The sequence below is a fragment of the Streptomyces sp. MCA2 genome (assembly GCF_023544705.1).
In the GTDB taxonomy this organism is placed as follows: Bacteria; Actinomycetota; Actinomycetes; order Streptomycetales; family Streptomycetaceae; genus Streptomyces; species Streptomyces decoyicus.
In genome coordinates this window covers 56,127-78,617 of the sequence record NZ_JAMJFM010000020.1, presented here as the reverse complement: position 1 = coordinate 78,617, position 22,491 = coordinate 56,127, and the positions used below count along the sequence as shown (strand labels likewise).

The window sequence follows — 22,491 nt, the reverse complement described above, 5'->3', positions numbered from 1 at the left end:
CCGCTCTTCCTGAAGGGTCATCCCGTTGTTCGACCTCGATCTTTCTGCTGCGCACCCGTTCACCGGCTATGGCTGGGACGACGGGTTCGCGGAGAGATTCACCCCCTATGCCGGGCAGGGGTTCGTGCCCGGCCGTATCGTCCGCGTGGATCGCGGGCGGGTGGATGTCGTCGTGCCCGACGGCGAGAGCATCCGCACGCTGCTGGCGGATACCGCGCTGGTGGCGACCAGTGACCCGATGCGGGTGCCGTGCACCGGTGACTGGGCCGTGATCGACCCGGAGAACGGGCTGACCGGCGACCATCTCGACGGTGTCGTACGGGCGTTGCTGCCGCGGCGTACGGCGTTCTTGCGGTCCGCTTCCTCCAAGCGCTCCGAGGGGCAGATCCTCGCGGCGAACGTCGACCATGCCGTGATCGCGGTGTCGCTGGCCGATGCGCTGGATCTCGGGCGTATCGAACGGTTCGTCTCGCTGGCCTGGGAGAGCGGCGCGCAGCCGCTGGTGGCGCTGACCAAGGCGGATCTGGCGGGGGAGCCGGACGGGCTGGCGTATCTCGTCGCGGATGCCGAGTCCGCGGCTCCCGGAGTGCAGGTGCTGGCGGTCAGCTCGGCGACCGGGGACGGGCTCGATGTGCTCGCCGCGGTGCTCGCGGGGGGCACGTCCGTACTGCTGGGGCAGTCCGGTGCGGGCAAGTCCACGCTGGCCAATGCCTTGCTCGGTGAGGAGGTGCAGCTGGTGCAGGCGATCCGCGACCGGGACGGCAAGGGCCGGCACACCACGACCACTCGGGATCTGCGGGCGCTGCCCGGCGGCGGAGTGCTGATCGATACACCAGGGCTGCGCGGCGTCGGGATGTGGGACGCGGGGACCGGACTGGCCCGGACGTTCTCGGATGTCGAGTCGCTGGCCGAGGAGTGCCGCTTCCATGACTGTGCGCACGAGGCGGAGCCCGGCTGTGCGGTGCAAGAGGCGGCCGAGAACGGGGAGTTGCCCGTGCGCCGGCTGGAGAGCTACCGCAAGCTGCTGCGGGAGAACCAGCGCATCGTGGCGAAGACGGATGCCCGGCTGCGGGCCGAGATCCGCCGGGACTGGAAGCAGAAGCAGGCCCTGGGGCGCCACATGATGGAGCGGAAGCGGGGGCCGCAGAGGTGAGGTGAGGTGGGGTGGGGGTGAGTCGGGGAGCGGGGGAGGGGCGGTGTCGGGCCGGCGCTCCTCTGCTCTCCCGCTCGCCCATGCCCCGGGAAGGCTGTCCGTCCCGGGGAAGGCCATCAGCTCTGGGGAAGGCCATCCGCCCTGGGGACCGCCGCCCGCCCCGGGAGAGCGCCATGTCCGATTTCCGCCAGCCGGGGCGCCGGGCGCGACGCAGACTGAAGGGGTGATGGACGACGAGACCAGGTACGAAGCGGTGTCCAGCCGGGACGCGCGGTTCGACGGGGAATTCTTCTTCGCGGTGGTGACGACCGGCATCTACTGCCGGCCGAGCTGTCCCGCGGTCACTCCCAAGCGGGTGAATGTGCGGTTCTTCCCGTCGGCCGCCGCCGCGCAGGCGGGCGGGTTCCGGGCCTGCCGTCGGTGCCGGCCGGACGCCGTGCCGGGGTCCGCCGAGTGGAATGTGCGCGCCGACCTGGTCGGCCGGGCCATGCGGTTCATCGGGGACGGAGTCGTCGACCGGGAGGGGGTCGGCGGGCTTGCCAGGCGGCTGGGGTACAGCGCACGCCAGGTACAGCGGCAGCTGACCGCGGAGCTCGGCGCGGGGCCGGTGGCGCTGGCGCGGGCCCGCCGGGCGCACACCGCGCGGGTGCTGCTTCAGACCACCACACTGCCCGTCACCGAGCTGGCGTTCGCGGCCGGGTTCGCCAGTATCCGGCAGTTCAACGACACGATGCGGGAGATCTACGCGGGGACGCCCAGTGAGCTGCGGGCGGCGACGGCCATGGGCGGGCGTGCGACGGCCGGGCGCGCGGGGGCCGGGCGTACGGCGGCCGCGCGGCGTGGGGCCGAGAGCGCGAGGTGCGGGTCCGGCGCGGGGCATGGGTCCGGCGAGGGGCACGGGTCCGGTGCGGGACGTGGCGCCGCCGCCGTCCGTCGTACCGCCGGGGCCGGGGCCGGGGCCGGGGTCGGGGTCGGGGTGGATACCGGGCCGGGAGCCGGGCCCGACGGTGGCCCGGCGCCCGCCGGGATTCCGCTGCGGCTGGCCTACCGCGGACCGTACGCGGCGGCCGAGATCTTCGACTTTCTCCAGGTGCGGGCGGTGGACGGCGTCGAGGAGGTGCGCGGGCCGCGCGGCGGGCGCACCTACCGCCGTACGCTGCGGCTCACCCACGGCAGCGGGATCGCCGAGGTCGACGAGCCCACCGGGCCGCGCGGGCGGCGCCGGCCACCGGCGGGCCTGGTGTGCCCGGCGGCGCGCGGGACGGACGGCGGCTGGCTGGAGTGCCGGCTGCGACTGACCGATCTGCGGGATCTGTCGACGGCCGTGCAGCGGATCCGCCGGCTGTTCGACCTGGATGCCGACCCGTATGCGGTCGCCGAGCGGCTCGGTGCCGACCCGCTGCTCCGTCCGCTGGTGGCCGAGCGGCCGGGGCTGCGCTCACCCGGCGCCGCGGACCCCGAGGAACTGGCCGTACGGACGGTGCTCGGCGGCCCGCCTGAACGCGCCGCCGCACTGGTGCGCAGGTACGGCAAACCGCTGGACGCGGCCGACGGCGGGCTCACCCACCTCTTCCCGGCGCCCGCAGAACTGACCGGCGCACAGGTCGCGGAGCCGGTGCGCAGCCTGTGCCTCGCGCTCGCGGATGGTGCGGTCCTGCTGGACGCGGGCGCTGACCGTGGCGCCGCCGAGCGGGCGCTGGCCGCACTGCCCGGTGTCGGCCCGAGGGCGGCCGCGTACATCAGGATGCGGGCACTGGGCGACCCGGATGTGGGGGCGGCGGCGCACGGGAGCGGCCCGGAGCGGGACGGGTACGGAAGCGGCCAGGAGCGGGACGGGCACGGGACGATGGGCCCGGCCGCCGCATGGCGGCCCTGGGGCGCGTACGCCCTGCACCACCTGTGGAACGCCGGGCTGCTGCCGGCGGGGGAGATGCTTACGGGGGAGACGCCGCGGGAGCCCGGGCCCGAGCGGGAGCCGGAGCCGCGCGGCGTGCGGGAGGGGTCCGTGATGTCGGACCCGCCCGTCCACGCCGCGGCCGGCAGCTCCTGGTAGCGCGCGCCGCTGCCGTCCGCTCCTGGTAACGCCTCAGCCGGCCGCTCGTGGTGACTGACCCCTCATCCCGCCACCACCGCTCCGGTCCAGGCGCCGACGACCAGCAGGCAGGCGAACAGCTCGATCAGCACGCTCAGTCCGATGGCGCGCATGACCGTACGGGTCGAGGCCCCGGCATCGCCGCGGCTGCCGAGCCGGACCCGCTCCAGCAGATAGAGGCCGCCGACGGCACCCAGCGGGCCCCCGACGACCGGGATCAGGAAGAACCCCACGATGCCGGCCACCCCCGCCAGGAACAGCGTCCGGTACGGCGCGCCCGCGGCCCGCAGGTTGCGGACCGGCAGCAGCCACTTCAGCGTCTGGTTGAGGAGCAGCACGGTGGTGGCACCCATGAGCACCACCCAGGCGAGGGAGGTCTTCTCGGACAGCGCCCACCACACCACGCCCGCCCACACGATCAGCGGTCCGGGGATGCCGGGCACCAGCACCCCGAGCAGCCCGAGCAGCATGACCAGGCCGACCGCGACCAGCTGCCACACACCCATGCGTAGGCCTCACTTCGCTCGGCCGGCTCGCCTTCGCGGGCCAGGCACCTGCGCATGGCCCGCTCGCCGCACTCGCTCACGCACCGGTCTCGCTCCCGGCGCCCGCACGCCCTGTGACGGCTCGTTCGCTGCACACTCTCATGGGCCCAGCGTGCCGGACGGGACCCGGAAGCGCTTGCCGGCCGGCCGGGCCGGGGGCGCCCCGCCGTCAGCCCCGCCCCTCCCGTGTCACCCGGCGAACGGTCACGCCGCAGGCCGAACTGACCGGCACCCACGGCAATTCGGCCCGCCGTGCCCGTGGCCCGCGCTCATCACCTGCACGGACCTCTGGACCCGGCCGTGCGGTCACCCGTGGGCTGCCGGCCGCCCGGCGGACGCTCTTACGCGCCCTGTTTCGGCCGCGGCCGTCCAGGGACAATACGGCGCATGAATCAGCAGGGAGCCGAGCGCGGCCACGAGGACGACTGGTGGCGGCAGTTGTACGGCGACGGCAGCGAGGGCGAGCGCGCGGGCGGGGACGCCCCGGCGCGCGGCGCGGTGTGCGATGCCGGGCCGTCCGACGCCCCGGACACCCTCGATGACCGGGTCGAGTCGGCGCTGCGTGCGCTGGGAGCGCCGCGTTGGGCCGATCCGGCACCGGAAGAGCCCCCGGCTCCCGGCCCGGCCGCCCAGAAACCGTGGTCACCGCCGGCCCGCCCCGTACCGCCCCCACCGGCCCGCCACGCACCGCCCCCGCCCGAGCCCTCGGCACCGATCCCGCTCCGGTCCACCGGGCCCGCCACCCGCGCGACGCCCACCGACCGCCCCTCCGCCGACTACCTCTCCGGCGACCGTCCCTCCACCGACCGCCCCTCCGCCGACCGCGCCTCCACCGACTACTTCTCCGCCGGCAACCCTTCCCCCGACAGGCGGGCCCCCGACCAGCAAGCCACCCCGCCCCCACGCACCCCCCAGGACACCCCACCGCCCGCCACCACCCGCCTCCCCGGTGACCGGCCGCCCTCCTACGGTGCTGAACCCGGCGAACTTCCCGCCGCCGACGCGGCCGCGCTGGACGACCTGGTGCCCGACACCACGCTGGACGGCGGCCGGTACGGCACGCTGACCCTGCGTGCCGTCTCACACCGCGGCGACGCCGCCCGCCGCCGCGGTGACGTACGCCGTGATGCGCTGCTCACCGCCCGCTTCGGGGCCGGCCGGCACGCCCTGCTCCTGGTCGCCGTCGCCACGGGCCGGTCGGCCGCCGAGGGCGCCCACCGCGCCGCCCGGGACGCCTGCACCTGGATCGGCGGTGCGGTCGGCCGCAGTTACACCCGACTGGCGGAGGACATCCGGACGGACCGTCGCGGCGCCCTCAAATCCGGGCTCCAGCGGCTCACCGACCGCAGCCACGGCAAGCTGCGCGGCCGGGCTCCCGAGCGTGGCGTCGCACCGCCGCAGTACCCGGCCGCACTGCGCTGTCTGCTGCTGCCCGCCGATCCGGACTGCCGTACGCGGGTGTTCTTCGGCGTCGGCGCGGGCGGCCTCTTCCTCCTGCGCGACGGCGCCTGGCAGGACCTGGAGCCTTCCACGGACCACGTCTCCGGGGAGGCAGCGGACGACGACACCGCCGGCCTGCCCCGTCCCGCCTCCGGCCCGCCGCACGGCGCGTACCCGGCCGAGAGCGCGGTGCGGCCCGAGCCGTTCCTCTTCCGGACGGCCTTCGCCCGTCCGGGGGACACCCTGCTGCTGTGCAGCTCCGGTCTCGCCGAGCCGCTGCGGGAGGAGCCCGCGTTCGCCGCCCGGCTGGCCGACCGGTGGTCCGCCGCCGAACCGCCGGGCCTGGTGGATGTCCTCGACGCCGCGCAACTGCGGGTCGAGGGCCACCCGAAGGACCGTACGGCCGTCGGGGTGTGGGAGTCGTAGCGCCGGGAACGGGTGGACCCGGACCGCGGACCGGCGGGACCGCACAGCGGAGGCGCGCCGGGGCGTCCCATGGGTTCATGGGAGTGCGGCCCCGACCTCGGCGGCGGGCTGCCACTCACCCGTCGAAGGAGCGACAGCGACATGGCGAAGCAGACCGTGGCCGAGCAGTTCGTGGACATCCTCGTGCGGGCGGGGGTACAGCGGCTCTACGGCGTCGTCGGCGACAGCCTCAACCCGGTGGTGGACGCCATCCGCCGCAACTCCGCGATCGACTGGATCCAGGTCCGGCACGAGGAGGTCGCCGCTTTCGCCGCCGGGGCGGAAGCGCAGCTCACCGGCTCGCTCGCGGCCTGCGCCGGCTCCTGCGGCCCCGGCAATCTGCACCTCATCAACGGCCTGTACGACGCCCACCGCTCGATGGCCCCGGTCCTCGCCCTGGCGTCCCAGATCCCCTCCAGCGAGATCGGCACCAACTACTTCCAGGAGACCCACCCCGACCGGCTGTTCGCCGAGTGCAGCCACTACAGCGAGCTGATCTCCAGCACCCAGCAGATGCCGCGGGTGCTCCAGACCGCGATCCAGCACGCCATCGGACAGAGCGGGGTCGCGGTCGTCTCCCTCCCCGGCGATATCGCAGCCCAGCAGGCCCCCGAGCGGGCGATCGAACATGCCCTGGTCACCTCGCGTCCGTCCGTACGCCCCGGAGACGCCGAGATCGACAAGCTGGCCCGGATGATCGACGAGGCCGACAAGGTCACGCTGTTCTGCGGCAGCGGCACGGCGGGCGCCCATGCCGAGGTGATGGAGTTCGCCGAGCGGGTGAAGTCCCCGGTCGGCCACGCGCTGCGCGGCAAGGAGTGGATCCAGTACGACAACCCCTACGACGTGGGCATGAGCGGACTGCTCGGCTACGGCGCGGCCTACGAGGCCACCCACGAGTGCGATCTGCTGATCCTGCTCGGCACGGACTTCCCGTACAACGCGTTCCTGCCCGACAACAACAAGATCGTCCAGATCGATGTCCGGCCCGAACACCTGGGCCGCCGCACCAAGCTCGACCTGGCCGTCTGGGGCGATGTCCGGGAGACGCTGCGCGGTCTGATCCCCAAGGTCCGGCCGAAGCAGAACCGCAAGTTCCTGGACCGGATGCTGAAGAAGCACGCCGACGCGCTGGAGGGCGTGGTCAAGGCCTACACCCGCAATGTCGAGAAGCATGTCCCGATCCACCCCGAGTTCGTCGCCTCCCTCCTGGACGAGGAGGCCGCCGACGACGCGATCTTCACGGTCGACACCGGTATGTGCAACGTCTGGGCGGCGCGCTATCTCACCCCCAACGGCCGCCGCCGGGTGATCGGTTCGTTCAGCCACGGCTCGATGGCCAACGCGCTGCCGCAGGCGATCGGCGCCCAGTTCATCGACCGCAAGCGCCAGGTCGTCTCCATGTCGGGCGACGGCGGATTCTCCATGCTGATGGGCGACTTCCTCACCCTGGTCCAGTACGACCTGCCGGTGAAGGTGGTGCTGTTCAACAACTCCTCACTGGGCATGGTGGAGCTGGAGATGCTGGTCTCCGGACTGCCGTCGTACGGCACCACCAACCGGAACCCGGACTTCGCGGCCATCGCCCGCGCGGCCGGGGCGCACGGCATCCGGGTGGAGAAGCCCAAGCACCTGCGCGGCGCACTGCGCGAGGCCTTCAAGCACAAGGGCCCGGCGCTGGTCGATGTGGTCACCGACCCCAACGCCCTGTCCATCCCGCCGAAGATCAGCGCCGAGATGGTGTCCGGCTTCGCCCTGTCGGCCGGCAAGATCGTGCTGGACGGCGGCGTCGGCCGGATGCTCCAGCTGGCCCGCTCCAACCTGCGGAACATCCCCCGGGTGTAGGCCGGGCCGCCCCTGCGCAGCCGGCCCGGAGCCGGGTCACCCTGCCTCACCAGGCCGGAAACAAGTCCGGAGGCAGGCCGACCCTTCGCAGCCGGTTGCCCGGAGGCAGCTCAGACCTAGGCCGGACGCTGAGGCCGCAGCCGCAGTGTCAGGATCTGGAACGGGCGCAGCTCCACCGTCACATCCGAGGTCGGCCCTTCCTCCTCCTCGTGCAGCGGCCGTTCCAACAGGTCGGTCACGGTGGCCCGTTCGACCGGGAAGCCGGGGGAGAGCGTGCCGGTGGCGCGGCCGCCGCGGGACTCGTACAGCCGTACCACCACATCGCCGCTGCGGTCCTCGGCGAGCTTGACCGACTCGACGGTGAGGGCCGGGTGGTCGACGCGGACCAGCGGGGGGACGGGCGGCGCGGTGGCGGTCCGCAAGGGCAGGTTGAGGGCCAACCCCTCGGCCACCGCGTCGCCGGTCCCGGCGCCCGGCAGCAGGGCGTAGCTGAAGCGGTGGGTGCCCTGGTCGGTCTCGGGGTCGGGGCTGTGCGGGGCGCGCAGCAGCGTCAGCCGGACCGTCGTGCCCAGACCCCCGGGGTGCGGGCTGCGGGTGACGTCGTGCCCGTACGTCGAGTCGTTGAGCAGGGCGATGCCGTAGCCCGGCTCGGCGACCCGCAGCCAGCGGTGCGCACAGATCTCGAAACGGGCCGCGTCCCAGCTGGTGTTGGTGTGGGTGGGGCGGTGTACGTGCCCGAACTGCACCTCGGAGGTGGACCGTTCGGCGTGGACATCCAGCGGGAAGGCGGCCTTGAGGACCTTCTCCGACTCGTGCCAGTCGATGTCGGTGGTGATGTCGAGGCGGTGCGAGCCCGCCCGCAGGGTCAGCTCCTGGGTGATCCGGGACGCGCCGAACGCCCTGGTCACCCGCACCGTCCCGGACAGCGGCCCGGCCGCGGCCAGCTCGACGGACTCGGCGTCGGTCAGATCGGTGTGCCGGTGGCGGTAGTGCCCGTCGAGGTCCCAGGCGTCGTACTTGTTGGGGTGGTCGGGGTGCAGTTGCAGCAGATTGCCCCGGGCGCCCGGCGCCAGCACCTCCCGGCCGGCGTGCAGATCGCGCACGGAGGCCAGCAGGCCGTCGGCGTCGACCGTCACCCGCAGCAGCCCGTTGTCGAGCGTGAGGGTGCCCTCGGCGCCGGTGTCCGCCCGGACGGGCGCGGGCGGCGGAGTGACGGAGTCCGGGCCGGGCGGACGGACGGCCGCCGAACCCAGCGCGGGGACATGCACCGCGACCCGGGTCGGCTCGTCCGGCCCCGGCCCCGGCCCCGGGAGCGCCACGATCTCGTCCCGGTCGTAGGGCGAGGCGTTGAACACCGTCGGCACCCCGTCGGGCACCGCCTCGCTCCCCGCCAGTGCCCCGAGCGCCGTCTCGATGATCCCGGTCAGTTCGGCCGCGACCGCCGCATAGGTGTCGCGGGCCTCGCGGTGGACCCAGGCGATGGACGACCCCGGCAGGATGTCGTGGAACTGGTGCAGCAGCACGGTCTTCCAGAGGCGGTCGAGGGCGTCGTACGGGTAGACGTACCCGCCGTCGCCCGCCCGTACCGCCGCCGTCGCGGCCCACAACTCCGCCTCGCGCAACAGATGTTCACTGCGGCGGTTGCCCTGCTTGGTCTTCGCCTGCGAGGTGTACGTACCGCGGTGGAACTGGAGGTACAGCTCACCCGACCAGACCGGCGCCGCGGCCCCGTACTCCTCATGGGCGGCCTCGAAGAACCGGGCCGGCGGCTCGATCCCGACCCGCGGTGAGCCCTCCAGGGAGCGGATCCGGCGGGCCCGCTCCAGCATCTCGCGGGTCGGTCCGCCCCCGCCGTCGCCCCAGCCGAAGGGCACCAGGGAGCGGGTGGCGCGGCCCTTGTCCGCGAAGTTGCGTTCGGCGTGGGCGAGTTCGGCGGCGTGCAGGCGGGAGTTGTAGGTGTCGACCGGAGGGAAGTGGGTGAAGACGCGGGTGCCGTCGATGCCCTCCCACCAGAAGGTGTGGTGCGGCATCTTGTCCGTCTGGTTCCACGACAGCTTCTGGGTCAGGAACCACTTCGCGCCGGCCAGCCGCGCCAGCTGCGGGAACGCGGCGGTGTAGCCGAACGAGTCCGGCAGCCAGATCTCCTCGGTCTCCACCCCCAGCTCCTCCAGGAAGAAGCGTTTGCCGTGCACCAGCTGCCGGGCCAGCGCCTCCCCGCCGGGCATATTGGCGTCGGACTCCACCCACATCGAGCCCACCGGCGCCCAATTGCCCCTGCGGACAGCTTCCTTGATGCGCTCCCAGATGTGTGGCTGATGCTCCTTGACCCAGGCGTACTGCTGCGCCTGGGAGCAGGCAAACACCAACTCGGGGTATTCATCGGCCAGTTGGGTGACATTGGCGAAGGTGCGGGACGCCTTGCGCACGGTCTCGCGCAGCGGCCACAGCCAGGCGGAATCGATATGGGCATGGCCGGTGGCGACGACACGATGGGCGCTCGCGGTGGCCGGGCGGCTCAGTACGTCCGCCAGTGCGGCCCGGCCCGCGGCCGCCGTACCGCCGACATCGTGCAGATCGAGCGCGTCCAGCATGTCCTCCAGGGCCCGCAGGATCTCGTGCCGGCGCGAGCCGTCGGCGGGCAGCTCGTGCATCAGCTCGGAGAGCACCTCGATATCGAGGACCAGCTGCCAGACGGTCTCGTCGAGCACCGCGAGGTCCGCCGAGGCGAAGCGGTACAGCGGCCGGTTCGGAGCGGTCCGTACATCGCCGAGGCCGGTGGGACGGAAGTCCCGCAGCACCGCCGGATTCGCGGCGGCCTCCAGTAGCAGCCGCACCTCCTCACCGCCGTCGACCGGCGCGCCGACGGGTACATGCCGGTTGCGCGGATGGATGCCCTTGAGGGGAACCCCCTCGGCGTCATAGACCAGTCCCTCGGCCTGGAACCCGGGCCCGTCGCCGCTGAAGCCGGGGTCGATGACGGCCTCCACCCGCCGCCCCGCCCACTCCCGCGGCACCTCGCCCGCCAGCCGGAACCAGCTCGTGGACCACGGCGGGCCCCAGGGCTCACCGGCCACGAACGGCTCGTACGGGGCCACAAGCGCCTCGCCCACCGGCACCGTTCCCCAAGCTCTCGACTTTGCTCGAGCAGGGGAGGCTCCAATCCCCGGCGCATGCCAGACGGCGAGCCGCAGCGGCACCCGCGCCGCGTACTGCGCGGGCCTGATGAACTGCCCCAGCGCCCGCTCCAGGCGCCCCTCCACCAGCAGTCGGTCGTCGTGCACAGCGGCTCCTCAGGCTCGTACGCCCCGACGTCTCCAGGACGCGGGCGGGGGTGCCCCGGCGGTTGCCGGGAATGCCCCGCTCATCCGGTTCCCGGCCGGGGCTCCACGACTGGCTCGGATCAGGCATACCCACTGAGGCACGACCCGGCGCACCCGGCGCGCGGGCCGCGCACCGGTGCCCCTGAGACCCGGCGCGCGGAAGCATGGCGGCAGATCCGATGGGCATGCTGACCGTGAGGCTGTTCGAGGCAGAGCGCCGATGTTTGTTGGGGGCGGGGGAGAAAATGCGTCAGCCTGTGCGGCGCGAGGAACGGGACAGAAGACAGGAAACGGCCGAGGGGAGCCGGAACGGGGGAGTCACGGCGCGAGCGCCGGGTGTACTGGAACGCAAAGTGCGGCATGCGGATCTGAAAGCGGTCGGTGAGGTGCGCAGGGAGCTGCGTCAGCTGCTGAACCGCTGGGCGGCGCCGGGGGGCGGCGAGCTCGCGGAGCTCGCGACCCTGCTCACCAGCGAGCTGGTCACCAACGCCCTGGTGCATGCCGAGGGCGGCGCCGTCGTCACGGCCAGGGTCAGCGACCGGCTGCGGGTGGAGGTCAGGGACTTCGCGCCCGGCCGCCCCGAGCCCCGCACACCGACCACGGACGGAACCTCCGGCAGGGGGCTGATGCTGGTGCGCTCCTTGGCCGACGCGTGGGGGATACGTACCGAAGGCCTCGGCAAGAGCGTCTGGTTCGAGCTGGGCAGCGGACCGGCCTGACCCATGGACGGGGGTGCCGAAGGGCGCGGTCCGCCGCCGGTCAGCCGAATTGCCGTTCGATCTCGGCGAGTTTCTCCTCGAGGGAGTCCAGACGCGGAATCGTCTGGGTGTCGTCCTCGGCGGTGAGATCCACGGCCCTACGGGGCCCGGCCGCGGCATCGACGCCCTCGGCCTCAGTGCCGGACACGGCTTTGAGTGCCGGACGGGGGGCACGCACCGACAGTTCCCCGGTGAGCGGCGGCTCGATGTCGCCGGCTATGGCGGGGTCGGGGCCGGCCACCTCCGCGGGGGCCGCCACCGCCTGCGTCACCGCCAGCTGCCGGCCGCCGCCACGGCCGAGGCCCCAGCCGCGGTGCTGCCGGTTGATGGCCTTGATGCGGGCCCGGTCGAGCTTGCCCTGCTCGCGCCTGCGGAGACGGTTCTGCTCCTTCTCGCGCCGGTCCTCGCGGACCTCCTCGACCGCCTCGTCCAGTGTCCGTACGCCCTCCAGCAGCATCAGCGACCAGGCCGCGAAGGTCTCCCGGGGCGCGCGCAGCCAGCGCACGATCCGGATCTGCGGCAGCGGACGGGGCACCAGGCCCTGCTCGCGCAGCGCCGCCCGGCGGGTCTGCTTGAGCGCCCGGTCGAAGAGGACCGCCGCCGACAGCGACATCCCGGCGAAGAACTGCGGAGCGCCCGCGTGGTCCAGGCCGCGCGGCGCATGCACCCAGTTGAACCACGCCGCCGCGCCCGCGAACGTCCACACCAGCAACCGGGAGCCGAGGGCCGCATCGCCGTGGCTGGCCTCCCGCACGGCGAGCACGGAGCAGAACATCGCCGCGCCGTCGAGCCCGAACGGCACCAGATACTCCCAGCCCCCGGAGAGGTTGAGGTTCTGTACGCCGAAGCCGACCAGCCCGTGGAAGGACAGCGCGGCGGCGACCGCCGCACAGCAGAACAGCAGCAGGTACGAGGCCGAGGCGAAGACCGTCTCCTTGCGGCGGCGCCGCTCCTCGCTGCGTTCCCAGGAGTCGTCACCGGTGGACCGGGCCGCGGCCGCGCGCCTGCCGCGTACCACCAGTGCCGCGGCCACCAGCACGCCGATGAGCAGCAGGGCTCCGGGAACCAGCCAATCCAGCGATATATCGGTCATTCTCATTCTGGGATCCCTTTGCCTCGGGTACGCGATTTCCGCGACATCCTGGCGGAAGCCGTCGCCGTAACCGAGGCATTCGGAATAAGACGACGCCAAGGGGTGCGATGAAGCCACCGTGGCGTCGAACTACCGTTCCTTGAAGGGAAGTTGAGTTCGATCGAAATCACCCTGGCGGGTGGCGCGGGGCGCGACGTCGAGCGTCGATTCCCGTCTCCGAGGATCAAGCCCCTACCGAGATCAAAGATGCAAGGCGACCGCCCCGTAGCGAATAGCTCGGCCGAGCCTTCGTCTCCGCCGCGTGGCCGACGGTAACCCCGCCTATCTCCAGGCGCTTGCCGAGCGTGGTGGACGGGAACGCTGGGGCCCCCATGCCGCCCCAGGGAGTTGACGGAGCGCGGCGCACGAGCGACCTCACGGGACTCGTCAGTCACCTGCGCAACACGTCCACCCGGGCGAACCCCGTTACACGGCTATGACATAGCCGGCTTGAGTCGCTGTCATCGCACAAGTAGATTCACGATGAACCGAGTTCTGCTACTTCCCCTACGCACCGGCGTCCCTTCGCCGGAAGGACGGACGCCCCATGGGTTCCCACGCCCGCCCCAACCGAATACACCGCACCGGAGTCCGGATCGCGATGGTCGCACTCGTCGGTGCCGCCCTGCCGATCAGCGCCGCCGGCCTCGCCGAGGCGGCCACCCCCGGCGCCACGCACTCCGCGGACGAGAACGACCAGCAGGGCAGTGGGGCCACTACGACGGCCAGTCAGAAGCAGGGCGTGCAGCGGCAGTTCCAGTCTGCCCAGGCGTCACAGCACGCCGTCAAGGACAAGGCAGCCGAGGCCCAGGACGCGAAGGACCAGGCCGCTCCCCAGATCAACGCCGACCATGCCTTCCTGCTGGACGCCCGCGACGGCAGCCAGGAGCGGGAGCTGTGGGGCGGGGCCAAGGCGGACGAGAGCGTGTCGATGGCCAGCACCACCAAGATCATGACGGCCATCGTGGTGCTCAAGCACCCGGAGTGGCTGGACCGGCAGATCACGGTGAAGCAGGAGTACCGGGACTACGTCCAGAAGGTCGGCGGCAGCACCGCCGACCTCCAGACCGGCGACACGCTGACCGTCGAGCAGCTGCTGCACGCCATGCTGATCCCGTCCGGCGACGATGCCGCGATGGCCCTGGCCGACAACCTCGGCTCCGGGGACACCACGGACGCGCGGATCGCCGACTTCGTGAACCAGATGAACGCCGAGGCGCAACAACTGGGCTTGACCGGTACGCACTTCGACAGCTTCGACGGCATCTCGCACGGCAACAACCACAGCACCGCCCGCGACCTGGCCAAGCTCGGCCAGCGCGCCATGCTGCAACCGGTGTTCGCCGACGTCGTGAAGAACAAGCAGTTCAAGACCGAGGCCCCGGCGGCCAACGGCCACACCCGGTACTACACCTGGGACACCACCAACAAGCTGCTGAGCAGCTACGACGGTGCCCTGGGCATCAAGACGGGCAGCGGCCCGGAGGCGGGCTACGCCCTCGTCTTCGCCGCTGAGCGCGACAACCGCACCCTGGTCGGCGCGATCCTCAAGGACGACCAGAGCCGCTTCGACGACGCCACCAAGATGCTCGACTGGGGCTTCGCCCACTGAGCAGGCAGCGCCCCCGGCGCCGAGCGCACACCGCGTGCGGCACCGCCGGCCCCTGACCCAGCTCCCACGGCACCGCCAATCGCACAGGCCCCACTGTCGGGGGAGTTGGGCGTCATGAGGGCGACCGTGAGAAGACGAACCCCCGCCGGCTTGTTCCGGCGGGGGTTCGTGCGTGGCGGTCATGACGGCGTGCGGTGTCCGGCGCGGGTACCGCTGTACTCCGGCTCTCCCGGATCCCGTTGATCCCGCTGCGGGCCTCCGGTGGCTGATCGCCGTCAGGCGCGGAGGGCGGCGTCGAGATCGCGAATGAACTCGCCCACGCGGCCGCCTCCGGGAGGTGCGGTGGGCATACGGCCGAGCACCGCGGTGACCGCCGTGGGTGCGTGCTGACGCGCCCGTTCAAGGGTCCCCGCGGTGACTTGTTGGTCTTCGCCGGATGCCAGCTCTTCTGCCCGTGCCGCATGCGCTGCCGCACCGAGAAGGTGTTTCACCTGATGAGCGTCCGCCAAGGGGTGAAGGTAGGCAGCGGCGGCCGCATGGCTTGCCGCTCGTGCCGCGTCGGCCGCGGCGGGTGAAGCGGCTTCCCGTGCCGCGCGGTATGCCGCCCATGCGCTCTGTCGCAGAGCCGCTGTGCGCCGGCCGCCCTCGGCGAAGGCCTGTGCGGCTTCGATGGCGTCGCGCGGGCGCGGGTCGGCAGGAACGCTCTGTTCGAAGATCGACAGTGTCCTGCGCGCGCACTCGGCCGCGTATCCCGTGATCTCGCGGAGTTCGTGTGGGGTCAGCTCGATCTTTTCCGACTGGGTGGGCACCGCCCCATCTTGCCGCAAGTCGCCGATCGGCGCGGAGATCTGGACCTGCTGCGGCGGCGGGAGCGCCCGCCGGGTGTTACCTGGGTCCGGAGGCCAGCAGCGCGGCCACGTCCGGGTTCTTGATCTCGACGACATCGAAGAGCTCCAATGCGTCGAGGGCGGGCTTCAGATCGCGGATCTGCTGTGCGACCGCCTCGTGTTCGGAGGTGCCCGGCTCCAGGTTCTCCAGGGCCTTGGCGTTTCCGATGAAGGCCGCGATGGACCCCTTGCGGACGAGCACTCCGTTGAATTCCGCCTGCTCCTGGCCGTCGGCAAGGACGTCCTGGGGGGTGAGGGGGGCGGGAGTGGCCGGGGCGGCGGGGGCGGGCGTTGTGAGGTGCGAGTTCTGCTGCTGGGCGTCGGACGTCGCGGAGGTAGGCAGGGTGGACATGGGGGCCTTCTTTCAGTGGGAGGATTTGCGTGCCAGCAGCACGCTTCCCTCAAGGTAGCAGAGATGCGTGCCGCTGGCACGTACAATCTGCCCATGAACGATTCCTCAGTAGCGGCAAGCGTGGAGGCCTCCTTGGGTCTGCTGCTTCGGCGCAGTACGCGAGCGAGCCTGTACTCGGCCCTGGTCGACCAGTTGGACGGCGTGAACGAGACCACCTATCCGGTGCTGAGCGGGATCGCCCGGATGGAACCGGTGAGCAGCAGCCGACTCGCCGCGGAGATCGGCATCGACCGCACGGCGACCACCCGTTACGCGGACCGCCTGGTGACCGCGGGTCTGGTGGCGCGTGAGGCCGATCCGGCGGACGCCCGGTCCACGCTGCTCCGGCTCACGGAACAGGGGCGGAGCATCGTTGAAGTAGCCCGGGTGCGACTCGTGGACCAGGTGGAAGAGGCGCTGTCGGAATGGTCCGACGAGGAGAGGGCCGTGTTCGCGGCGGTTCTCGGGCGCTTCGTCGAAACGCTGCGTGCGGGCGGTACGTCGCCTGGGTGATCGCGAAACGAGGCAGGCCCCCCGCCCCTTGCGTTTGCCGGCCCGTCGGCCGTCCCGCCCGGCCTCGGTTCGTGCGGGAGTGTGCGTGAACTCCCTTATGGCGCTGGCGGATTGAGCCGGGATGCGGGAGGTGGCCTGACGAGTGGCCCAGGGGTCAGGTGGCTGCGGTGAGGCGCGTGATGCGGTCCGCGTCGGCGGTGCGCGGGCAGGTGACGCAGGTGTCGTCGGGGCGCAGGGTGTAGAACATGCAGCAGCTGGCGCGGTCCCGGGTCGCCAGCACCTCGCCCTGCGGCCCGGTCAGTTCGCGGAATCCCGCGCTCCCCACGTACGGAGCGGTGGCCCCCGGCAGCAGCTGCTCCAGTGCGGCCACCGCGCGTGGTTCCTCGCCCAGCAGATGCCCCAGGTACCACAGGCCCTCGACGATCTCGTCGGACGCCATGCCCCACAGCGCCCGCGGCCCGCGCCGCATCCGGGTGCGGAAGCCCTCCAGTACGGGCTGGAGATGCTGGGCCACCGCCGCCCGTACCTCCGCCCGCAGTGCCTCCTCGTCCGGTACGACCCGGGCGCCGGGCAGCGCCGCGGCGGGGTCGTCCGGCAGGCAGCTGAACGTGCCGATCCGCACCGCCATCCGTCCCAGCTCGCGCTGGAAGGAGACGTCCTGCACGGGCAGCCGCGGGACCCTGCGGTGCAGGAACCAGGGGATGGTGATCAACAGGCAGGCGGGCCAGGCATAGCGGTGCAGTGCGAAGCTCGCGATGACGTCCGGCCGGGCACGCCGGCCGTAATCCCGCACGATCTGGGCGTCGTCCCAGGCGAGAAAGGTGTCCAGGCTCTGGCCGCCGGCTGCGAGCCCGGCCGCGCACACCCAGCCGTCGCCGCTGGGCGGTGCCGTGTCCCAGAGGGCGACCTGGAGGCCGGGGAACGCCGCGGAGAGCCGGGTGTAGGCCTTGGCGACGGGGTGTGCGGCGGGCGGGGCGGCGGGGGCACGAGTCATGCGGGAGACCACCGAATCGCGAGCGTTAACAGGTAAGGCTTACCTTACTCGAAGACTTACCCGTGCCCGCCGAGCGCCAGTCCTGCCGCGGCCCCCAGGCTTCCGTACGGGCTCCGCAATTTGAACTGTGGCGCGCGCCGCCTATGGTGCTGGAAACGTCAGGAGGAACCGTCATGGAGCAGGGCACAGCGGAACAGGAGCCGCACGCCCGGGCCTGGGTGCCCGCGCAGGCCGGCCCCGCCGTACCCCGGCGGCACTCCGTCCGCGGCCAGGTGCTGGCCGCACTGCGCCATGCGCTGGTCGGCGGGGAGCTCATCCCGGGCGAGGTCTACTCCGCGCCCGCGCTCGCCGAGCGCTACGGCGTCTCCGCGACCCCGGTCCGCGAGGCCATGCAGCAGCTCGCGGGCGAGGGCGCCGTCGAGGTCGTGCCCAACCGCGGCTTCCGGGTCGCCGAGCGCAGCTCCCGTGACCTCGCCGAGCTGGCCGAGGTCCGGGCGATGCTGGAGGTGCCCGCGATCGTCCGGCTGGCCCGGGCGCTGCCCCCCGAGCGCTGGGAGGCGCTGCGCCCGCTCGCCGAGGCGGGCGTCGCGGCCGCCGCCCACGGCGACCGGGTCGGCTACGCCGAGGCGGACCACGCCTTCCACGAAGCCCTGATGTCGCTCACCGGCAACCGACGGCTCACCGAGGTCACCGGCGATCTGCTGCGCCGTGCCCAGTGGCCGCCGGCCGACGGTCCCCGGAGGCGCACGGCCGAGCTGCTGGCCGACGCCTCCGAGCACACGGCACTGCTCGACGCCCTGGTCGCCCGGGAGTACGCGGTGGCCGAGCGGATCGCCCGCGAGCACGTGTCGGTGGCCCGACACCCGCACTGAGCGAGTCCGCCCGCCCACGGTCCAGGGAGATGGCTCTAGCCGGGCAGCAGCTCATCCAGTGGCAGCGCCGCGACATCGGCGGCGGGCCGGGAGAGATAGAGATCGGCGTGGTAGAAGCCGTCGGATTCCTTGCCCGCGGTGGGCAGGCCGCGGGCGGCCAGCGCCTCGAACGCCGCCTGCCGCTCGTTGCCGTCGGCGAACCGCCGCTGCCGGAACGTGCGGGTGGTGAGCTTCTCCGTCACCAGGCCGGCCCGGGCCAGCAGGGCGGAGACCGGCCGGTAGGACACCTCGCGCAGCACGAACGCGGCGACCCAGGGCGGCGAGGACACACAGTCGAAGAGGCGGCCGAAGGTACGCGCGGAGATGTAGCCGACACCGCCGGTGACGGTGATCAGATCGGTGTCGGCCAGCACCTTCCGCAGCTCCGGGCTCGGCTCGTCGAGCTCCAGATTCTCCGCGAAGCCGTGATCGAGCAGACCGACCGACCGGGCGTAGCCGACGGCACGGTCCGCCGCGTCGATGCCGGTGATCCGGAAGGGTTCGGCACGCCGCCGGGTGGCGAAGAACGTGCGGTCCTCCTCGGTGAGTTGGCCGGTGGACGGCATGGCCTGGCCGTTCGCCGTGTAGCGGCCGTAGAGATCGGTGAGGGACAGCCGGTGGTTGAGCAGCGCGGCGTTGACCCCGTACGAGCAGCAGAGGTCGACGACGTTCAGTGGCGGGCGGTCGCTCCGGTGCCGTTGCAGGGTCTCGGCCACGGCACGGAACACCGCTTGGCCGTGGTGCGGAATTTGGTACTCCAGGGGGTGCAGTGTGGTGAAGTACCGGCGGGGATCCGGGCAGTTGTAAATCGCCTCGAAATCCGCCTTGCCCCAGTCGGTTGCAGCGGTTGTGTTGGTCACTCCTGCTGTCATGTGGCCTCCTGAAAGGCTGTGCCAGTGGGTGGGGCCGGCTGGTCCCGGACCAGCATCCATACCCCGCCGCCGCCTCACAGTGCGACTTGCGGCCATTCTCGGGGCCCATGGGGCGTCGTGAGACGCCACTGCCCCCGGCCTTCGGCCCATAGTCCCACCTCAGGGTTCGCCTGGCGCGTCGACGGACGACCGGTGAGGCAACCGTCACACCCCGGCCGATCCGCCGCGGGGACCGTTCGGATTCAGCCATTCGTCGGGGGAGCTCGCATGGCCGACTACGGGGGGTTGACGGCGAGCGGGTCAGTGGGCTCAGCGGGCAAGGACGACAGCGAAACAGGCGACGGCCAACCCCCTGCGGAGTGCGGAGGGTTGGCCGTCGCCCGTCGCCCGTCGCCCGTCGCCCGTCGCCCGTCGCCCGTCGCCCGTCGCCCGTTCGGGTCGCGCGCCGCGGAACCCGCTAGGTCGCCGGCACGCCGGTGGACAGATGGTCGGCGAGCCACGTGGGAACGCCGCCCATGAGGCGGAAGAGCCGGGCCGCCTCGGCGCGCAGCCGGTCCGCGTCGCCGTCCGGTGCGGCGTCGGCCAGCGCCACGAGGGCCGGCGCCGTGCCGACCAGGAAGCCCAGCTCCTCGCGGATCCGCAGCGACTCGGCGAAACCGTGCCGGGCCTCCGCCACCTCCCCGTCGCGCAGCGCGAGCCCGGCCAGATGACGCCAGGTGAAGGACAACAGCAGGGTGTCACCGTGCGCCGTGGCGCCGGCGTGCGCGCGGCGGTAGGCGGCCCGTGCCGCGTCCGGGCTGTCGGCCACATGCTCGGCCATCAGCCCGCGGCGGAAGTCCAGCAGCGGCCGGCCGGCCGCGGTGGGCGCCAGCAGCGCGGCGGCCCGGCCGAGCGCCGAGCGTGCCTCGTCCGCCCGGTCCCGGACGCCCAGGACCGTGGCGGCGTACGCGAGGTGGCCGCGCTCGCACGCCGCGCCGCCCCGCTCGTCGTCGTCGCCCGCCAGCGCCTCGGCGGTGCGCAGCGCGTCCTCGGCCCCCGCCCAGCCGGTGGCCGTGAACATGCACCGCTCGACCAGCAGCGCGGCGCGACGCAGCGCGGACGGCGCGTGATGGACGGAGTGCGGTTCCAGCAGCGCGGCCGCATCGTCCCAGCAGCCGCGCGAACGCAGCCGCCAAACGGCACGGTCGAGGGGACCGTCCCCCTCGACCGTGCCGATTGCGCCTGTCTCCGGTGCTGATGCGGGTGCTGGTACCGCGAGCGGTACCGGATCCGCAGAACTGACCGGATCCGCGGAATCCGCGGATTCCGACATGGCGGTGTCCGCCACATTGCCCTCCCCGAGCGCGCCATTGAGCCTGGAAATTGGAGCTGTGGGCGAATCTCAGCACGAATGCCGTGGTGCGGCCAAGGGGGTGGGTGAATGAATTCACAATCGCTCGACGGGCGGTCGGAAAGCGATACACGGCCCTGATCGGGCGCTGCGCCGCGCCGGCGGTCGGCCGCCGGCCGGCCACGTCGGGCGCGATGCCGCCCGATCGAATTACCCCGAACGGAGTAGTCGGCCCCGCCGGATCGAACCGGCCGGGCCCGGGGAAGCGCAGGGGGCCGGCCCGGATCCCGCCGCCGGGCGACGGAATCCGTGGGACGCTGCCCCGTCAGCTCATGGGACGCCGCCGCGTCAGCTCATCCGCAGTGCCAGGAAGAAGTCGAGCTTGTCCTCCAGGCGGGACAGATCGCGGCCGGTGAGCTGCTCGATGCGGCCGACGCGGTAGCGGAGGGTGTTCACGTGCAGGTGGAGGCGGCCGGCGCAGCGGGTCCAGGAGCCGTCACAGTCCAAGAACGCCTCCAGGGTGGGGATCAGTTCGGCGCGGTGCTTGCGGTCGTAGTCGCGCAGCGGGTCCAGGAGGCGGGCGGTGAAGGCCCGGCGGACGTCGTCCGGCACGAACGGCAGCAGCAGGACGTGCGAGGCCAGCTCCTCGTGTCCGGCGGCGCAGACCCGGCCCGGGCGGGCGGCGGCGACCCGGCGGGCGTGCCGGGCCTCCTCCAGGGCGCCGCGCAGGCCCTCGGCCGAGTGGACCGCGGCGCTCACCCCGACCGTCAGCCGGCCGTCGTCCGCCAGACCGCGGCCCAGCGGCTCCTGGACGACGGAGAGCAGCTCACCGGCGTGCAGACCGGTTGCCGAGGGGTCCCCGGGCTCGTCCGGGGCGGGCAGCGGCACCAGCGCCACCGCCTCGTCGCCGGTGTGTGCCACGGCGATGCGGTCGGAGGGCTCCGGCCCGAACGTGCCGGGGTCGACCAGCATCTCCTCCAGCAGGGTCTGCGCCACCGGGCCGCCGGGGACGTCGCCGTCCTCCCACTCGACCCTGGCCACCACGATCTGCCAGTGCGGCGCGGCGCCCAGTCCGGGCAGCAGCACCGGGGCCGCCACCCGCAGCCGGGCCGCGATCTCGGCGGGCGGTGCGCCGGTCTGGACGAGCTCCAGCACCTCCTGGGCGAGCCGGCGGCGGACCGTACGGGCCGCATCGCGCCGGTCGCGTTCCACGGCGATCAGCTGGGTGACCCCGTGCAGCAGGTCGAGGCGCTCCGCGGACCAGTCGCCGGCGTCCGCCTCGACGGCCAGCAGCCAGTCGCTCAGCAGCGTCTGGCGCAGATCACGGCCCTCGTGGCGGACCGGGAACAGCGAGAAGGTGGCGCCGCCCGGCGCGTCGCCCGTCTCGACCGTGACGCGGTGCGGGCCGCGGCGGCCCGTACGGGCGGCCGCCAGATGTTCGCCCGCGAGCCGGGCGGCCAGTTCACCGGACAGCGGGGGCCCGGCGTCCGCCAGCGTCGAGCCGGCGATCTGGCGGCCGGTGGGGGAGAGCACCCAGGCGCGCAGGTCCAGGTCGGAGCCGAGCAGGTCCAGGACCACCTCCGGGCCGCCGCCCGTGGGACCCGACGTCATCAGCCGCCGGTGGCGGTCCACGACGGCCGCCAGGTCACCGGCCCGCTCGCTGGAGACCTGGCGGACGACATGCTCGGTGATGGAGGCGAACGAGACGTCCTCGACGACCGAGAACAGCGGCAGCCGGTGCCGCAGACAGGCCTGTACGAGGTCGTCGGGGACCGAGCCCAGCTCCGCCTCGCCGGCCGCGAGACCGGCGACCCCGGCGGTGGCCAGGATGCGCACGAACCGCTCGGAGTCGTCCGGCTCGCGGCGCCAGGCCAGACCCGTCAGCACCAGCTCGCCGCCGGAGAGATAGCGGCTGGGGTCGCGCAGGTCGGTGGTCATCACGCCGCGTACCGTGCGGTCCAGCTCGTCCTCGCCCCCGAGCAGCCGAAGGCCCAGGGTGGGGGTGTCCAGGAGTGCGCGGAGCCGCATGACCTCGCCCGCCGTTCTTTGCTGTCTGGTGTTGCCGGTGGAATACCGCGAGGTTTCGGAGCCTCGTCTTTCGTTCGAATCTACAAGACAGGTGGCTTGGCCAGCCAACCGCTTCATGGTTTCGGTGACTGCACCGGGTGGGCCCGGGGCGCGTTCACTGAACGCATTCGATGAACAAGACATGAACGGCTCCGTGGCGATGC

At 72.8% G+C, this 22,491-nt stretch carries 17 protein-coding genes; 8 read left to right on the top strand and 9 right to left on the bottom strand.

Annotated features, from left to right (window positions below):
• The first annotated feature begins 25 nt into the window (after positions 1 to 25).
• On the top strand, positions 26 to 1,153 hold the full coding sequence (rsgA, locus tag M8I34_RS18730; RefSeq protein WP_250050565.1) for a ribosome small subunit-dependent GTPase A: 1,128 nt from the start codon (positions 26 to 28) through the stop codon (positions 1,151 to 1,153).
• 226 nt (positions 1,154 to 1,379) lie between these two features.
• A complete protein-coding gene (locus M8I34_RS18725; protein ID WP_284050497.1) occupies positions 1,380 to 3,206 on the top strand; it encodes an AlkA N-terminal domain-containing protein in 1,827 nt (608 codons plus the stop codon).
• Between the two features lie 62 nt (positions 3,207 to 3,268).
• Here the strand turns inward: M8I34_RS18725 and M8I34_RS18720 are convergent, their stop codons facing one another.
• Complete coding sequence (locus M8I34_RS18720) at positions 3,269 to 3,751, bottom strand: DUF456 domain-containing protein (RefSeq protein WP_244418051.1); 483 nt, start codon at positions 3,749 to 3,751, stop codon at positions 3,269 to 3,271.
• A 426-nt stretch (positions 3,752 to 4,177) separates the two neighbouring features.
• On the opposite strand from M8I34_RS18720, the gene M8I34_RS41325 reads away from it, so the two are divergent.
• Positions 4,178 to 5,656 (top strand): protein phosphatase 2C domain-containing protein, encoded by a 1,479-nt coding sequence (locus M8I34_RS41325; RefSeq protein ID WP_284050496.1) that lies wholly within the window; start codon positions 4,178 to 4,180, stop codon positions 5,654 to 5,656.
• Between the two features lie 141 nt (positions 5,657 to 5,797).
• Positions 5,798 to 7,540, top strand: coding sequence for a pyruvate dehydrogenase (locus M8I34_RS18710; protein WP_250050562.1), 1,743 nt, complete (start codon positions 5,798 to 5,800; stop codon positions 7,538 to 7,540).
• Positions 7,541 to 7,656: 116 nt separating this feature from the next.
• Here M8I34_RS18710 and M8I34_RS18705 read toward each other — a convergent pair whose 3' ends face one another.
• Entirely contained in the window at positions 7,657 to 10,821 is a 3,165-nt protein-coding gene (locus M8I34_RS18705) for a glycoside hydrolase family 38 C-terminal domain-containing protein (protein ID WP_250050561.1), read from the bottom strand.
• A 392-nt stretch (positions 10,822 to 11,213) separates the two neighbouring features.
• On the opposite strand from M8I34_RS18705, the gene M8I34_RS18700 reads away from it, so the two are divergent.
• Entirely contained in the window at positions 11,214 to 11,579 is a 366-nt protein-coding gene (locus M8I34_RS18700) for an ATP-binding protein (RefSeq protein ID WP_374210934.1), read from the top strand.
• 40 nt (positions 11,580 to 11,619) lie between these two features.
• Here M8I34_RS18700 and M8I34_RS18695 read toward each other — a convergent pair whose 3' ends face one another.
• Positions 11,620 to 12,717 (bottom strand): DUF2637 domain-containing protein, encoded by a 1,098-nt coding sequence (locus tag M8I34_RS18695; protein ID WP_250050560.1) that lies wholly within the window; start codon positions 12,715 to 12,717, stop codon positions 11,620 to 11,622.
• Positions 12,718 to 13,297: 580 nt separating this feature from the next.
• On the opposite strand from M8I34_RS18695, the gene M8I34_RS18690 reads away from it, so the two are divergent.
• Entirely contained in the window at positions 13,298 to 14,362 is a 1,065-nt protein-coding gene (locus M8I34_RS18690; protein ID WP_250050559.1) for a D-alanyl-D-alanine carboxypeptidase family protein, read from the top strand.
• Positions 14,363 to 14,637: 275 nt separating this feature from the next.
• Here M8I34_RS18690 and M8I34_RS18685 read toward each other — a convergent pair whose 3' ends face one another.
• Both M8I34_RS18685 and M8I34_RS18680 read right to left on the bottom strand, forming a co-directional pair.
• On the bottom strand, positions 14,638 to 15,171 hold the full coding sequence (locus tag M8I34_RS18685; RefSeq protein WP_250050558.1) for a putative immunity protein: 534 nt from the start codon (positions 15,169 to 15,171) through the stop codon (positions 14,638 to 14,640).
• A gap of 76 nt (positions 15,172 to 15,247) precedes the next feature.
• The gene (locus tag M8I34_RS18680) at positions 15,248 to 15,601 is read right to left on the bottom strand and encodes a hypothetical protein (RefSeq protein ID WP_250050557.1); all 354 of its coding nucleotides are present in this window, start codon (positions 15,599 to 15,601) and stop codon (positions 15,248 to 15,250) included.
• Between the two features lie 93 nt (positions 15,602 to 15,694).
• Between M8I34_RS18680 and M8I34_RS18675 the strand changes: the two genes are divergently transcribed.
• Complete coding sequence (locus M8I34_RS18675; protein ID WP_250050556.1) at positions 15,695 to 16,153, top strand: MarR family winged helix-turn-helix transcriptional regulator; 459 nt, start codon at positions 15,695 to 15,697, stop codon at positions 16,151 to 16,153.
• A gap of 154 nt (positions 16,154 to 16,307) precedes the next feature.
• On the opposite strand, the gene M8I34_RS18670 is transcribed toward M8I34_RS18675, so the two are convergent.
• Positions 16,308 to 17,147, bottom strand: coding sequence for a (2Fe-2S)-binding protein (locus tag M8I34_RS18670; RefSeq protein WP_250050555.1), 840 nt, complete (start codon positions 17,145 to 17,147; stop codon positions 16,308 to 16,310).
• A gap of 173 nt (positions 17,148 to 17,320) precedes the next feature.
• On the opposite strand from M8I34_RS18670, the gene M8I34_RS18665 reads away from it, so the two are divergent.
• On the top strand, positions 17,321 to 18,019 hold the full coding sequence (locus M8I34_RS18665) for a GntR family transcriptional regulator (protein WP_250050554.1): 699 nt from the start codon (positions 17,321 to 17,323) through the stop codon (positions 18,017 to 18,019).
• 35 nt (positions 18,020 to 18,054) lie between these two features.
• Here M8I34_RS18665 and M8I34_RS18660 read toward each other — a convergent pair whose 3' ends face one another.
• The 3 genes from M8I34_RS18660 to M8I34_RS18650 form a co-directional block, all read right to left on the bottom strand.
• On the bottom strand, positions 18,055 to 18,930 hold the full coding sequence (locus M8I34_RS18660; protein WP_250050553.1) for a hypothetical protein: 876 nt from the start codon (positions 18,928 to 18,930) through the stop codon (positions 18,055 to 18,057).
• 457 nt (positions 18,931 to 19,387) lie between these two features.
• A complete protein-coding gene (locus M8I34_RS18655; protein WP_284050509.1) occupies positions 19,388 to 20,242 on the bottom strand; it encodes a hypothetical protein in 855 nt (284 codons plus the stop codon).
• 366 nt (positions 20,243 to 20,608) lie between these two features.
• A complete protein-coding gene (locus tag M8I34_RS18650; protein WP_244418036.1) occupies positions 20,609 to 22,288 on the bottom strand; it encodes a PucR family transcriptional regulator ligand-binding domain-containing protein in 1,680 nt (559 codons plus the stop codon).
• Positions 22,289 to 22,491: the final 203 nt, after the last annotated feature.

Coding starts and splice junctions, on each gene's coding strand:
- M8I34_RS18725 (WP_284050497.1), top strand. CDS start 1,380: ATGGACGACGAGACCAGGTACGAAGCGGTGTCCAGCCGGGACGCGCGG.
- M8I34_RS18720 (WP_244418051.1), bottom strand. CDS start 3,751: ATGGGTGTGTGGCAGCTGGTCGCGGTCGGCCTGGTCATGCTGCTCGGG.
- M8I34_RS41325 (WP_284050496.1), top strand. CDS start 4,178: ATGAATCAGCAGGGAGCCGAGCGCGGCCACGAGGACGACTGGTGGCGG.
- M8I34_RS18710 (WP_250050562.1), top strand. CDS start 5,798: ATGGCGAAGCAGACCGTGGCCGAGCAGTTCGTGGACATCCTCGTGCGG.
- M8I34_RS18695 (WP_250050560.1), bottom strand. CDS start 12,717: ATGAGAATGACCGATATATCGCTGGATTGGCTGGTTCCCGGAGCCCTG.
- M8I34_RS18690 (WP_250050559.1), top strand. CDS start 13,298: ATGGGTTCCCACGCCCGCCCCAACCGAATACACCGCACCGGAGTCCGG.
- M8I34_RS18680 (WP_250050557.1), bottom strand. CDS start 15,601: ATGTCCACCCTGCCTACCTCCGCGACGTCCGACGCCCAGCAGCAGAAC.
- M8I34_RS18675 (WP_250050556.1), top strand. CDS start 15,695: ATGAACGATTCCTCAGTAGCGGCAAGCGTGGAGGCCTCCTTGGGTCTG.
- M8I34_RS18670 (WP_250050555.1), bottom strand. CDS start 17,147: ATGACTCGTGCCCCCGCCGCCCCGCCCGCCGCACACCCCGTCGCCAAG.
- M8I34_RS18665 (WP_250050554.1), top strand. CDS start 17,321: ATGGAGCAGGGCACAGCGGAACAGGAGCCGCACGCCCGGGCCTGGGTG.
- M8I34_RS18660 (WP_250050553.1), bottom strand. CDS start 18,930: ATGACAGCAGGAGTGACCAACACAACCGCTGCAACCGACTGGGGCAAG.
- M8I34_RS18655 (WP_284050509.1), bottom strand. CDS start 20,242: ATGTCGGAATCCGCGGATTCCGCGGATCCGGTCAGTTCTGCGGATCCG.
- M8I34_RS18650 (WP_244418036.1), bottom strand. CDS start 22,288: ATGCGGCTCCGCGCACTCCTGGACACCCCCACCCTGGGCCTTCGGCTG.